Source organism: Rhizobacter sp. P2_D12 (assembly GCF_056404395.1).
In genome coordinates, this window is record NZ_JBFUEB010000065.1 from 24,521 (window position 1) to 38,051 (window position 13,531).

Below are 13,531 nucleotides of genomic sequence, written 5' to 3' on the forward strand. Positions count from 1 at the left end.
CCGCGGGCAGCATGCCGGCCATCTGACCAAGGAGACAAGCGTGAAGCGACGTGCAGTACTGATCGGCGCGGCCGGCCTCGTGCCCGGCTTGGGATGGGCACAGGCGGGCGACTACCCCAAGCCCGGCGCGACCCTGCGCTACGTCGTGCCGTTCCCGCCCGGCGGCCTCACCGACGTGATGGCGCGCCTGGTCGGCCAGCAGCTCGGCGAACGCTGGAAGGTCAACGTCGTGATCGACAACAAGCCCGGCAGCGGCGGCCAGATCGGCGCCGACGCCGTGGCCAAGGCCCCGGGCGACGGCAACACGCTGCTCGCGATCACGCTGACGCATGCGGCCAACGTCACGCTGTTCCCGAAGGCGGCCTACAGCTTCACGAAAGACCTGCGCCCGGTGGCGCTGCTGGCCGGCTCGCCGATGCTGATCGTGGTGCCGGCGGCCAGCCCGATCCAGTCGCTGAAGGAGCTGACGGCCGCCGCGAAGGCGCGCAACCTGAACGCCGGCTCCAGCGGCAACGGCACGCCGCCGCACCTGACGCTGGCGCTCTTCAACGAGCTCGCGAAGACCAGCATCCAGCACGTGCCCTACAAGGGCGGCTCGCCGTCGATGACCGACCTGATCGGCGGCCAGCTCGACGTGGTGTTCTCCAACTTCCCCGAAAGCATCGCGCATGTGAAGGGCGGCAAGCTGCGCGCGCTGGCGATCGCGAGTGCCACCCGCCACCCGCTGGTGCCCGACGTGCCGACCACCGCCGAGGCCGGCCTGCCCGAGCTGCTGACCGAGAACTGGACCGGCCTGATGGCGCCGGCCTCGATGCCGGACGCAGCCGTGAAGAAGCTGAGCGCCGAGGTCGTGCGCATCATGCAGACGCCCGAACTCGACGAGCGGGCGCGCACGCAGGGCTTCCGCGTCGATGCCCGGCCCGCGGAGGCCTTTGCGGCCTTCCTGCACGACGAGGTTGCGCGCTGGGCGAAGGTGATCCAGTCGGCCAACATCAAGCCGGATTGAGCGGCGCGGCCGGGCGCTGGCCGCAGACCGGGCAGCCGGCCTGCCGGCCGAGGCGGATCTCGGTCCATTCCATGCGGCGCGCGTCCAGCATCTGCAGCCGCCCGGCCAGCGAGCTGCCGACGCCGGCCAGCAGCTTCAGCGCCTCGGTGGCCTGCATGCTGCCGATGATGCCCACCAGCGGCGCCAGCACGCCCATCGTCGAGCAGGCGACCTCCTCGAACGCGACGTCGGGCGGGAACAGGCAGGCGTAGCACGGGGCCGCCGGGTCGCGCGTGTCGTAGACCGAGATCTGGCCGTCGAAGCCGATCGCCGCGCCCGACACCAGCGGCTTGCGGTGCGCGACGCAGGCCGCGTTGACGGCGTGCCGGGTCGCGAAGTTGTCGCTGCAGTCGAGCACGACGTCGGCCGCGGCCACCAGCACGTCCAGGCGCTGCGCGTCGGCGCGCTCGGTCAGCGCGTGCACCCGCACGTCGGGGTTGATCGCGGCCATCGACTGTGCGGCCGAGCTCGCCTTGGGCTGGCCGAGCCGCGACAGGTCGTGCGCGATCTGCCGCTGCAGGTTGGTCAGGTCCACCGTGTCGTGGTCGACCAACGTGATGGTGCCGACGCCGGCGGTCGCCAAGTACAGCGCCACCGGCGAACCCAGGCCGCCGGCACCGATGACGAGGGCGTGCGAATCGAGCAGCCGCTGCTGGCCGGCGATGTCCAGCTCGTCGAGCAGGATGTGGCGCGAGTAGCGCAGCAGCTGGTCGTCGTTCATCCGGGAAGGATAGCGGCTGTGGCGATCCCCGGATGGGCATCCGGGCTGTGAAACGACAACGCCCGCGTGCTGCGGGCGTTGCATCGGGCGGGAGGAGACTCAGTTCGTCGCCGGCGCCTCGGCGCGACGTTCGACCACCGATTTCGACACCACCACCGGCTTGCCCTTCAGGCGGTTGATGGCCTGCACCAGCGGGAAGTCTTCTTCGCTGCCGAACTCGGGCAGCGGCTTCAGCGTGTTCTTCTTCGCGGCTTCTTCCTCGAGCTTCTTGCGCGCTTCTTCGCGGGCCTTCTCGCGCGCCTCGTCCTTCTGCTCGGTGCCCTGGCCGCTGGCGATGTGCTTTTCCAGGTCGGCTTCGCGCACGCGCAGTGCCGAGAACAGGTTGCCGTCGGCGGTCTCGTCGACCATCACGTCGGGCACGATGCCCTTGGCCTGGATCGAGCGGCCGCTCGGCGTGTAGTAGCGCGCCGTCGTGATCTTCAGCGCGGTGTCGGGCGACAGCTGGCGCACCGTCTGCACCGATCCCTTGCCGAAGGTCTGCGTGCCCATGATGGTGGCGCGCTGGTGATCCTGCAGCGCGCCGGCGACGATCTCGCTGGCCGAGGCCGAGCCTTCGTTCACCAGCACCACCAGCGGCACCTTCTTCAGCGCATCCGGCAGCTTGCGCAGCGGGTCGCCGCCGCCGCGGCGCAGGTAGTCGCTCGGCGAGGCCTTGAACGACTGCTTCGATTCGGCGATCTGGCCGTTGGTGGTGACGACCACCGCATCGGCCGGCAGGAAGGCGGCCGACACCGCGACCGACGCCTCGAGCAGGCCGCCCGGGTCGTTGCGCAGGTCGAGCACCAGGCCCTTCAGGTTGGGTTCCTGCTTGTAGATCTCTTCGAGCTTGCGGGCGAAATCATCCACCGTGCGGTCCTGGAACTGGCTGACGCGCAGCCAGGCGTAGCCGGGTTCGACGATCTTCGAGCGCACGCTCTGCACGCGGATCTCTTCGCGCGTGATCGTGACCGGGAAGCTGCGGTTCTCGGTCTTGCGGAAGATGGTCAGCAGCACCTTGGTGCTGGGCTCGCCGCGCATGCGCTTGACGGCCTGGTCCATCGTGAGGCCCTTGACCACGGTATCGTCGATCTTGGTGATCAGGTCGCCGCTCTTCAGGCCGGCGCGGAAGGCCGGGGAGCCTTCGATCGGCGAGACGATCTTGACGAGGCCGTCTTCCATGCCGATCTCGATGCCGACACCGACGAACTTGCCGGTGGTGCCTTCGCGGAATTCCTTGAAGGTCTTCTTGTCGAAATACTGCGAGTGCGGGTCGAGGCCGGCCACCATGCCGCCGATGGCGTCGGTGATCAGCTTCTTCTCGTCGACCGGCTCGACGTAATCGCTCTTGACCATGCCGAACACGGCGGCGAGCTGCTGGAGTTCTTCCAGCGGGAGTTGCGCGGCGGTATTGCGGGCCGTGGCCTGCAATTGCATGGTGGTGAGCGCGCCAGCGACGGCCCCCAGCGTGATCCAGCCTGCGACCTTGAGTTTGGCACCCATCATTGACCCACTTCCTGCCTGATATGAAGACTTCACGCGATCCCAGTATAGAGCTGTGACCGGGCTTGGAGCCGCAGAGCTGGAGGAAGTTTCAAGGCTATTTCCCACGGGTTCGCGGGGGGTGCTGTCAGACAGCACCCCGGGTTCACCCGGGGTGTCGCATCACTGCTTCGTCGCCGTCCAGGTGCCGGTGGCCGAGGCGCTCGGGCGGCTCCAGGTGCCGGAACCGGCCGTGCCGGCCAGCGAACCGCTGAAGCTGGCGTCGCTGCTGGTGCTGCCCACGCTCAGGCCGCCGTTGGCCGCGGCCGAGCCGCTGACGATGAAGCTGCCGCCCACGCCGGTGGAGGTGCAGGTGCCGATCACGTGGCCGGCCGCGTTGACGGCCATCGCGGCGCAGTTGCCGGTGTCGCCGCCGGCATAGGTCACGCTCCAGATGCCGCCCACGGCGGACGGGTGGTCCGGGATCGTCGGCGCCGCGATGCCCAGCGCCGCCGCCAGGGCCTCGAAAGCCACCTTGTTCAGGCGCGTCTGCGTCGAGCTGTCGGGTTTGTCCTGGTAGCCGAAGTAGACCTTCCCGCCGGTCTGCACGAAGACGCGGGTGAAGGTCTGCACGCTGGTCGCTGCCGGCAGGCCGGCGAAGGTCAGGATCGGCGTCGCGCCGTCGACCGCCGTGCCGTAGGCGAAGCTGCCGGTGCCCGCCACCAGGCAGTTGCTCTGCACCGAGGTGGTGGTGTTGACGTCGCACAGGTAGTAGGTGACGCCGTTGTTCGCCCCGAAGGCCGCGCGCAGGCGCTCCTGCGTGCACACGGTGGTGCCGCAGCCGGCGCTGCCGTGCAGGCCTCCCAGCGACACCGAGTTCGACGTCGTGATGGTGGTGCCGGCGGCCGGCACGGGGAAGGTCGAGACCATGCCGGTGAGCGTGGTCACGCCGTTGCCGACGCTGCCGTCCGACACGCGGTAGCCGATCGGCGTGCTGGTGTCGGCGTTGGAGATCTTGCGCAGCTTCGCGCCCGCCGGCATCGTGCCCTGCAGGCCGGCCGCCGAGACGCCGACGGTGGTCGACAGCGTGTTGGTGCCCAGGTTCTGAGTCAGCGCGACGACGCTCGCTATCGACTGCCCGCTCACGTCGGTGTCCTCGCGCGTCGACTGGCCGACGTATCCGCTGTTGTAGTTGTAGGTGCTGGTCGTGCTGCTGGTGCTGGTGCTGGTGTTGGGCGTGGCGCCGTTCAGCGAGGGCTGCCAGCCCTGCGCGGTGACGAACAGCGTCGTGTCGTACAGCACGACCGCCGGCTTGCCGCCCGCGGTGGCCTCGCGCACGTCGTAGTAGGTGCCCTGGCCGGCCGAATCCACGACGTTGTCGGAGTAGTAGTAGCGCAGCGTGTAGTTGGACGCGTCGGCGAAGCCGAACGCGCGCACCCAGTAGCCGGCGGCCGCGGTGCTGGCCGGCGTGCTGTCGGTGGCTGGGGAAGAGCTGCCGCCGCCCCCGCCGCAGGCAGCGAGCGTGGCGAGGACGATGGACAAGGCAGGCGCGGCCCACAGGGCGCGCATGGATGCAAGGCTCATGAATCTCCCTCGTGACATGACGGTGTGATCCGGTCGCGGTCTGTGCCGCGGCCGTCCGGCGAGATTCTGGGTGGGCCTGCGCCGTCTTACAAGCGGCAACACACCGGTGGGGCTGGTTTCACCTGTGTCATGGTCGACACAATCGCGCCATTCAGCCGCAACTTCCGATGTGCCCGCACGCCGTGCAGAACTCGCAGCCGTCCTTGTGGATCACCGTGTGGTTGCCGCACTCGGGGCAGGCCGTGCCGGGCAGGGCCGGGGTGCGCGGATCGGCGGCGTCCGGCGCCTGCAGGATGCCCATGTCCGACAGCGGGTAGCCGTCCTCGTCCAGCACGCCCAGCATCGTGTAGCGGTGGATCACGAGGCGAGCCAGGTAGGCCACCGTCGACGGCCAGGTCTGCTGGCGCTGCTGGCCCGGCGCGAGACCGGGCACGAAGGCCATGAAGTGACCGAGCGGCTCGGCGTAGCTCAGCAGCTTGCGCAACTTCATGCCGATCCAGGCCGGGTCGAGCACGCGCATGTCCAGCGACAGGATGCGCGCCAGCCCGTCCATCGCGCGCGGGTAGTTGCCCGACAGCCCGATCGCGCACGGCCGCGTGATGCTGCCGCCCTGGCCGTCCGGCAGCAGCACTTCCTTCAGCGACAGCGTGAATGCCTCGTCGCTGGCCGGGTTGTGGATGTCGACCGACCACGCGAGCGTGCCGTTCGGGCCGGTCAGCGGCTCCTGGCGGCTGAACATCGCGTCGATCACCGGCGTCGGGGCGGCCGTCTCCGGCGACGATGCCGGCCACAGCCCGAGCTGCTCGCAGCGCCAGCGGATCACGGCCGCGGTGGCCGCGACCACGCCCGGGAAGCGCCGCGCTGCACCATCGGGCGGGAAGGGCATGTCGAAGGCGCGCTCTTCCTGCACCGTGGCCAGCGCGTCGAGCTTCAGCTTCACCCAGGCCGCATCCTTGGCGCGCAGGTCCATCGACAAGGTCTTGGCCAGCGCGCCCAGCCCGCGCGGCTGCTCGGCGCCGTTCACCCACACCTCGAACGGCGCGCTGCGGCCGTCCTGCGGCAGCTCGCCGATGAAGAGCGCGAACTCGCCGTGCGGGTGCCGGATCATGTAGGTCCAGGCCGCATTGCCGGCGCTCAGGTCGGGCCGGCCGGGCCAGCGCAGCGACGCCAGCACCGGCTGCGGCATGCGCTCGAGCGCGAGGCGCTGGTTGGCATGCCCGGCAGGCGCCAGCTGCAGCGGTGCGGCCGCCGCCGGCTCGACGCTCAGCACCGAGCCCAGCACCGCGTTGGGCCGGTAGGTCGCGAGGCCCTTCAGGCCCGACGTCCACGCGCGCAGGTACAGGTCCTGGAAATCCGCATACGGGTAGTCGGCCGGCACGTTGACGGTCTTCGAGATCGCGGTGTCGACGAAGGGCGCCACCGCGGCCACCATCTCCTCGTGGGCCTGGGCGCTCATCTCCAGCGCGGTGACGAAGGCCGGTGTCAGCGGCGCATCGGCACCGCGCAGGTGGCGGTACAGCCGCCAGGCATGGTCTTCCACCGGGTACTGCTTCATGCTGCCGTCGGCCATGCGCTTCTTGCGCGTGTAGGTCCAGGAGAACGGCGGTTCGATGCCGTTGCTCGCGTTGTCGGCAAAGGCCAGGCTGATGGTGCCGGTGGGCGCGATCGACAGCAGGTGCGAGTTGCGCAGGCCCTGGCCGCGGATGCGCTCCTTCAGCGCGCCGGGCAGGCGCGACGCGAAGGTGCCGCGGCTCAGCAGCAGGTCGGCATTGAAGAGCGGGAAGGCGCCGCGCTCGGCCGCCAGGTCGCAGGACGCCGCATAGGCGGCATCGCGCAGCAGCGTCGCGATGCGCCGCGCCTCGTCGCGCGCCGGTGCGCTGTCGTAGCGCAGGCCCAGCATCACCAGCGCATCGCCCAGGCCGGTGAAGCCCAGGCCGATGCGGCGCTTGCTGCGCGCCTCGTGGGCCTGGCGCTCGAGCGGCCAGAAGCTGATGTCGAGCACGTTGTCGAGCATGCGCACCGCCAACTGCACCAGGCGCGTGAAGCCCGCGTCGTCGAAGCGTGCGCCGGCCTCGAACGGCGCGCGCACGAAGCGCGTCAGGTCGATCGAGCCGAGGCAGCAGCAGCCATAGGCCGGCAGCGGCTGCTCGCCGCAGGGGTTGGTGGCGCTGATGGTCTCGCAGTACGACAGGTTGTTGTCGAGGTTGATGCGGTCGAGGAACAGCACGCCCGGCTCGGCATGGTCGTAGGTCGACCGCATGATCTGCTCCCACAGCGCGCGCGCCGGCAGGCTGCGGTACACCCACAGCCCGTCGGCGCGCTGGTGCGCGCCGGCCGCCATCTGCTGCGGCCCGGCCGCGGCGCGGTGCACCAGCTCGACCGGTGCGTCGCGCTGCACCGCTTCCATGAAGGCATCGGTCAGGCCGACCGAGATGTTGAAATTGCTGAGATCGCCGCGGTCCTTGGCGTGGATGAACTCCTCGATGTCCGGGTGGTCGCAGCGCAGCACGCCCATCTGCGCGCCGCGCCGCGCACCGGCCGATTCGACGGTCTCGCAGGAGCGGTCGAACACCCGCATGTACGACACCGGCCCCGAGGCGCTGGCCTGCGTGCTGGCGACCCACGCGCCGCGCGGCCGGATGCGCGAGAAGTCGTAGCCGACGCCGCCGCCGCGGCGCATGGTCTCGGCCGCCTCGGTCAGTGCGGTGTAGATGCCCGGGTGCCCGTCGTCGTCGGTCGAGATCGAATCGCCGACCGGCTGCACGAAGCAGTTGATCAGCGTCGCGGTGAGTTCGGTGCCGGCGGCCGAGTTGATGCGCCCGGCCGGGATGAAGCCGCCCTGCAGCGCCTCGAGGAAGCGCGGTTCCCACAGCGCGCGCGTGTCGGCGCCCTCGGCCTGCGCGATGGCGCGGGCCACCCGCCGCCGCACCTCGTCGAGCGTGCGCTCGCCGTGCTTGGCGTATTTCTCCAGCAGCACCTCGGTGCTGATGTCCTGCGCGGGCAGCGCGGCGGCGTGCGATGCGTCGTGGGCCTGGGGGTGGGTTTGCGTGCTCATGCCGGGCAGCTTAGGCCGGGCCGGAAGCCTTGCCAAGGCGATGGGGATCGCCGGTGTCGGATCAGAAGCGCCAGCCGAGGCCGACGCCGAACAGCAGCGGGTCGACCTTGAAGGTGCCGAGCTGCGTGCCGCCGGCGCTGACGTCGGTGCGGATCTGCAGCTTCTTCAGGTCGACGTTGAGCAGCAGGTTCTTCTGCAGCGCGATGTCGACGCCCACCTGCAGCGCGGCACCGACGCTGCTGCGCTCGATGTCGACGCCGGCCGGCAGCTCGACGCTGGAGAAGCGGGTGTAGTTGATGCCGGCGCCGACGTAGGGCTTGATGCCGCCGAACTGCGTGAAGTGGTACTGCGCCAGCAGCGTGGGCGGCAGGTGCTTGAGTGAGCCGATCTCGGTGCCGCCGGCCTTGACCGTGTGCTTCTGCGGATAGGTGAGCACCAGTTCGGCGGCGAACTGCGGCGTGAAGAAATACGAGATGTCGACCTCGGGGATGACCTTGCTGCTCAGCGCCAGGTCGAGGCCGGTGTCGTCCTTGTCGGCGCTGTCGAGATTGACGGCGCGCAGGCGCACCAGCCACGGGCCGGCCTGCTGGGCCAGGGCCGGGCCGGGCAGGGCCGCGGCGGCGGTGGTCATGGCGAGCGCCAACGCGGCGCGGGTGCACATCGAGCGGGAGATCATGGTGTTGTTCCTCTGGGTTCGCGGGGGCGATTCCCCCGCAAGCCCATTGCAGCGCCGCGGGCCCGCGGTGGGCTTGTCGCAACGCAATGGGTCGTCGCGGCCGCGTGGCACGGTGGCGCGGGCCTGACGCGGGTCAAGGCGTGCGTCGCGCCGGCGCCACGGCGTGTCGGGTCAGTCGGGCCGGTCGGCGGCGCGCTTGCGCCCGTGCAGCATCGCGCCCGGCAGGTTCTCGCGCCAATGCCAGCTCATCACCGCGATGCCGCACAGGTGCACGCCCACCGCGACGAGCAGCGCATCGGCCAGCCAGGCATGCAGGTCGTGCACGCGATCGTCGCCCCAGAAGGCGTCGAGCCGGCTCATCCAGCCGGTGAGGCCGAGCAGCAGCACCAGCGTCCACAGCAGCCAGATCATCCAGACGCCGAGCGGGTCGTGGTCCGGGGTGCGCGGGGCGCCGCTGCGCAGGAAGGCGAGCGTGCGCGCCGGCGAAGGCTTCAGCGTCGCGAAGCCGGCGCTGCCGCCGCGGACCCCGGCCCACAGCCAGCGCGCGAGCACGAGGCCGACGGCGACGTAGCCGGCCACGCGGTGCCACCAATCGCCGTCGTCGCGCACCAGGTTCAGGAGCACCAGCGCCGCGAGCGTCCAGTGCAGGAGGCGAACGGCCGCATCCCACACCGGGATGCGGCCGCCGGGAGAGGGCACGGCCCTACTTCTCGACCTCGGACTTCACCGGGTCGAGCGTCTTCGCATCGAAGTAGATCTCGACCTTCTTGCCTTCCTTGTTCTTGCCGTAGATCTCGTAGCAGTTGCCGTCCACCTTGAACTTGTTGATCGTGTAGCCCTGGGCCTCGATCTTGGCCTTGGCATCGGCCTCCTTCATCCATTCGGCCTTCGGGTAGGCCTTGCAGTCGGCCTTGGCCAGGGCCGCCACCGGGAACGACACGGCGACGCCGATCAGCGCAGCGAGGGCGAGGTGCTTCATGGGGGTCCTTTCGGAGCGGGTTGAGGGTGTCGCGCAGTCTACTGCGCAATGAGAATTGTTCTTATCGCCCCTTCAGCCGCATCGCCCCCGGCAGCGGCACCGACCGCTTCAGCACCGTCTCCCCCAGCCACAGCGCCGAGGCCCGGGCGCGCGCCGCCACCATCGGCAGCGGCATCTGCTGGTAATCGTCGTTGAACACCTCGAAGCTGTAGTCGCCGCGGTAGCCCAGGCGGTCCAGGCGCAACACCAGGTCGGCGGCCTGCCGGCTGTGCGCGCCTTCGCCGGGAAACACGCGGAAATGGCGCGCGGTGTCGATGCGCTCTTCCACCGAGCGGATCTCGTTCCACATGAAGTCGGCCAGCTGCACCAGGAAGATCCGGTCCGGGTCGACCTCGTCCAGCGCGTCCAGCGGCGTCTTCATCGCGAAGGTGTGGAACGAGTCGAGGGCCAGCCCGAGGTTGGGCGCGTCGGCGCGGCTCACCACGTCCCAGGCGAGCGGAAACTCGTTGACCGTGCGACCCCACGACAAGGCCTCGAACGCGATGCGGATGCCGTGCGGCACGGCCAGCATCGCCAGGCGGCGCAGGTCGCGCGCGATGTCGGCCGGGTCGCCGCTCGCGTGGGTCGAGGTCGACGAGCACACCAGCAGCACGCGCGAGCCGACGGCGGCGCACAGCGCGAGCATCGACTTCGCGACGTCGACCTTGTACTCGCGCAGCGCGCCCGGCAGGCCCTCGAAGTCGCGCAGCACCTGGAAGCCGGTGACACGCAGCCCGCTCGCGCGCACCGCCTGCACCGCGGCGTCCACGCCTTCGGGGTGGCCGACCAGGTCGCGCGCCGACAGCATCACCTGCGTGAACCCGCCGGCCTGGATCGCCAGCAGCTTGGCGGGCAAGGTGCCGGCCAGCGAGATCGTGTCCATGCCGAAGTCGTCGATGTTGCCGGTGAACTGGCTCATGGCGCGCTCCCCGCGTCGTGCACCAGCTCGAAGCTGACGCTGCCGAGCCGGCCTTGCGTCAGCGCGCCGCGCGGCCCGGGCGCGGTGGCCGGCGTCTCGGTGAACAGCACGCCGCGCGCGCGCAGCGCGGCCACGCTGGCCAGCACGTCGGGCGTGCCCAGGCCGATGCGCGCCAGGTATTCGACGCCGTCGAGGTCGAGCTGGCCGGGCTCCGGCTCGATCAGCTGCAGGTAGAAGCTGCCGCAGGGGCTGCGCAGCACGTGGCCCTTGGGCAGGATGCCGAAGCGCTGCTCGTCGGGCAGGGCGTGAAAGCCGAACAGCTCGGCATAGAACTCGATCCAGTCGTCGTAGCGGTCGATGCCGATGTACTGCACCGCGCCGAAGAAGTGCAGGCCGGTCAGCGCCGGCGGGTGCTTGTCGACGCCGGGGATGGGCACGAAGTCGACGTCGTAGATCGAGAACTCCTGGTGGCGGTCGACGAAGTAGATGCGGCTGCTGCCCACGCCGTGGATCGCCGGGATGTTGAGCTCCATCACCGCAACCTGCGTCGGCACCGCCCAGGCGCCGCGCTCGAGCACGTGGCGCAGCGCGCCGGCCGCATCGCGCACGCGCAGTGCCAGCGCGGCCAGCACCGGCGCCGGGTCGTCGCCCTGCAGGCCGGCGGTCTCGGGCGCGTGGGCGTTGACGATGACGTTCATGTCGCCCTGCCGGTACAGCAGCACCTCGCGCGAGCGGTGGCGCGCGACCGGGTGGAAGCCCATCGTCTCCAGCACCTGGCCGAGCGCCTGAGGGCGCGTGGTGGCGTACTCGATGAACTCGATGCCTTGCAGGCCGAGCGGGTTGGCGGGGGTGCTCACGCCCTCGCGTTGCAACAGGGTGTCCATCGCGTTCTCCTTGGCATCGGGGTTCAGGCCGCCAGCGCCACGGCGCGGCGGCTGGCGGCCGCTTCGGCCACCGCGAGCGTGACGGCCAGCGTGCGGGCGGCATCGCGGGCCGTGACGCGCGGTGCCTGTTCGCCGCGCACGACGGCACAGAAGTGATCGAGCTGGCGCGCCAGCGGGTCGACCTCGGGCACGGCGATCACCTCGGTGGCGAGCGGCTCCCACCACGAGGCTTCGCCGGTGTAGCGGCGCAGGCGCAGCGTGGGCACCTGCAGCGAGCCGCGGTCGCCGGCGATCACGCAGCAGTCCTCGCCGGCGTGGTGGTCGTAGCGGGGGTTTTCGCCGGAGGTCTGTTCCCAGCTGCGCGGGCTGGCGGCGGCGTCCGACAGCAGCAGGCTGCCGAGCACGCCGCTGGCGAAGCGCAGGCCGATGGCGACGGTGTCTTCCACCGCGAAGCCGCGTGCCGCATGGGAAGCCAGCGCCTGCACTTCGACGATGTTGCCGAGCAGCATGCGCAGGCTGTCGATCTCGTGCACCAGGTTGATCAGGATCGGCCCGCCGCCGGGCTGGGCGCGCCACGGCGCTTCGGCGAAGTAGCGCTCGGGCTTGCGGAAGGTGGCGCTGCCCTGCACCGACACCAGGCGGCCGAGGCGGCCGGAGGCGATCGCGTCGCGTGCGGCCTCGAGGATGGCGCTGTGGCGGCGGTGGTGGCCGACCAGCACCGGCACGCTGCTGGCGTCGGCGGCATCGGCCAGCTGCAGCGCGTCGGCGAGCGAATCGGCGACCGGCTTCTCGACCAGCACGGGGATGCGCCGTTCGAGGCAGGCCAGGGCGCCCGGCACGTGCAGTGCGTTGGGCGTGGCGAGGATCGCGCCGTCGGGTGCGGTGGCATCGAGCAGCTGCGCCAGCGTGTCGAACAAGGGCACGCCGCGCTGCTGCGCGAACGATGCGGCGGCGGGCGATGGATCGGCGATGCCCGCCAGCACGCAGCCCGAGGCGGTGCCGATGCGCTCGGCATGGGCCCGCCCGACCTGGCCGGCACCGGCGAGGGCGAGGCGCAGCGGCTTCATGCCGGCTGGGCGCCCATCGCGTGGGCACCGCCGAGGAAGAGCCGTTCGATGTGCGGATCGGCCAGCAGCTCGTCGGCGGGGCGGTGCAGCACCAGCCGGCCCGATTCGAGGGCGATCGCTTCGTCGGCCATCTTCAGCGCGCTCTTGACGTTCTGCTCGACCATCAGCACGGTGGTGCCTTGCTGCGCCAGGTCGCGCAGCAGCTTGAAGACGTCGGCGACGACCAGGGGCGACAGGCCGATCGAGGGCTCGTCGATCAGCAGCACCTTGGGGCGCAGCAGCAGCGCGCGGGCAATCTCCAGCTGCTTCTGTTCGCCGCCGGACAGGGCCGAGGCCTGGCTGGCGATGCGTTCCTGCACGCGCGGAAAGCGGGCCAGCACCTCGGGGATGCGGGCATGGGTGGTCTTCATGCCGAGCGTGATGCCGCCGAGCTCGAGGTTCTGCCACACGGTGAGCTGGCCGAACAGGTTGCGGCCCTGCGGCACGAAGGCGACGCCGTGCTGGACGAGCAGGTCTTTCGCGGTGGCGCCGGTGATGTCCTGGCCGTCGAGGCGGATGCGGCCCTGGCGCACCTTGAGCAGGCCGAACAAGGTTTTCAGCACGGTGGACTTGCCGGCGCCGTTGGGGCCGAGCAGCAGGGTGATCTTGCCGCGTTTCGCCTGCAGGCTCAGGTTGTTCAAGATCATGAAGTCGCCGTAGCCTGCGACCACGTCGTCAAACTCAATTGCCGTTTCGTTCATGTCTTTGAACCCTCTTCCTGGGCATGCCCCCAGCCGCCCCGCACGAACCGGGTGTTTTCGGCGAACCCCGGATTGGCATCCGGGCTACCAACACCGGGTTGTACGCACTGAACCGCTGGTTCTGCAAAGGCGCGTGCGGGGTGGGTGGGGCGCGCCAATAAGGGTGGGGCGCCGGAGCTGGCTGCTTTCAAGGCCCGCGCGCGCCAGCGCGCTTCGTGAAACTGACTTGTCGCCGACTGTTTGACCACAGCGAGCGAAGCGAGCGGCGGGAGTTTCGGCGACGGGCCTTGAAAGCAGGCAGCGC

The 13,531-nt window shown here is 70.4% G+C and carries 13 protein-coding genes; 1 reads left to right on the forward strand and 12 read right to left on the reverse strand.

Going from position 1 to position 13,531, the window contains the following annotated elements; all coding sequences use genetic code 11:
- Positions 1 to 40: 40 nt before the first annotated feature.
- Positions 41 to 1,006: a Bug family tripartite tricarboxylate transporter substrate binding protein gene (locus AC1DYN_RS20755; RefSeq protein WP_477963001.1), complete on the forward strand. Its 966-nt coding sequence runs from the start codon at positions 41 to 43 to the stop codon at positions 1,004 to 1,006.
- Here AC1DYN_RS20755 and AC1DYN_RS20760 read toward each other — a convergent pair.
- The 12 genes from AC1DYN_RS20760 to AC1DYN_RS20815 all read right to left on the reverse strand — a co-directional run.
- Positions 993 to 1,766 carry a HesA/MoeB/ThiF family protein gene (locus tag AC1DYN_RS20760; protein ID WP_477963002.1) on the reverse strand — a complete coding sequence of 258 codons (774 nt, stop codon included), beginning with the start codon at positions 1,764 to 1,766 and terminating at the stop codon, positions 993 to 995. The genes AC1DYN_RS20755 and AC1DYN_RS20760 overlap by 14 nt on opposite strands.
- A 99-nt stretch (positions 1,767 to 1,865) precedes the next feature.
- Entirely contained in the window at positions 1,866 to 3,305 is a 1,440-nt protein-coding gene (locus AC1DYN_RS20765; RefSeq protein WP_477963003.1) for a S41 family peptidase, read from the reverse strand.
- Between the two features lie 162 nt (positions 3,306 to 3,467).
- Positions 3,468 to 4,868: a hypothetical protein gene (locus AC1DYN_RS20770; RefSeq protein ID WP_477963004.1), complete on the reverse strand. Its 1,401-nt coding sequence runs from the start codon at positions 4,866 to 4,868 to the stop codon at positions 3,468 to 3,470.
- A 151-nt stretch (positions 4,869 to 5,019) separates the two neighbouring features.
- On the reverse strand, positions 5,020 to 7,923 hold the full coding sequence (locus AC1DYN_RS20775) for an adenosylcobalamin-dependent ribonucleoside-diphosphate reductase (protein WP_477963005.1): 2,904 nt from the start codon (positions 7,921 to 7,923) through the stop codon (positions 5,020 to 5,022).
- A 61-nt stretch (positions 7,924 to 7,984) separates the two neighbouring features.
- Positions 7,985 to 8,584 (reverse strand): OmpW/AlkL family protein, encoded by a 600-nt coding sequence (locus AC1DYN_RS20780; protein ID WP_477963013.1) that lies wholly within the window; start codon positions 8,582 to 8,584, stop codon positions 7,985 to 7,987.
- Positions 8,585 to 8,770: 186 nt separating this feature from the next.
- Positions 8,771 to 9,298, reverse strand: a complete 528-nt coding sequence (locus tag AC1DYN_RS20785; protein ID WP_477963006.1) for a cytochrome b/b6 domain-containing protein — start codon at positions 9,296 to 9,298, stop codon at positions 8,771 to 8,773.
- 4 nt (positions 9,299 to 9,302) lie between these two features.
- Positions 9,303 to 9,578, reverse strand: coding sequence for a PepSY domain-containing protein (locus AC1DYN_RS20790; RefSeq protein WP_477963007.1), 276 nt, complete (start codon positions 9,576 to 9,578; stop codon positions 9,303 to 9,305).
- Positions 9,579 to 9,639: 61 nt separating this feature from the next.
- A complete protein-coding gene (locus tag AC1DYN_RS20795) occupies positions 9,640 to 10,536 on the reverse strand; it encodes a sugar phosphate isomerase/epimerase family protein (protein ID WP_477963008.1) in 897 nt (298 codons plus the stop codon).
- Positions 10,533 to 11,420: a VOC family protein gene (locus tag AC1DYN_RS20800; protein WP_477963009.1), complete on the reverse strand. Its 888-nt coding sequence runs from the start codon at positions 11,418 to 11,420 to the stop codon at positions 10,533 to 10,535. The genes AC1DYN_RS20795 and AC1DYN_RS20800 overlap by 4 nt, the downstream gene beginning before the upstream one ends.
- Positions 11,421 to 11,443: 23 nt before the next feature.
- Positions 11,444 to 12,487, reverse strand: a complete 1,044-nt coding sequence (locus AC1DYN_RS20805) for a Gfo/Idh/MocA family protein (protein WP_477963010.1) — start codon at positions 12,485 to 12,487, stop codon at positions 11,444 to 11,446.
- Complete coding sequence (locus AC1DYN_RS20810; RefSeq protein WP_477963011.1) at positions 12,484 to 13,227, reverse strand: ABC transporter ATP-binding protein; 744 nt, start codon at positions 13,225 to 13,227, stop codon at positions 12,484 to 12,486. Before AC1DYN_RS20810 ends, AC1DYN_RS20805 begins: the two co-directional genes overlap by 4 nt.
- A partial coding sequence (locus AC1DYN_RS20815; RefSeq protein WP_477963012.1) for a hypothetical protein occupies positions 13,224 to 13,531 on the reverse strand: 308 nt, incomplete at its 5' end. The genes AC1DYN_RS20815 and AC1DYN_RS20810, both read right to left, overlap by 4 nt.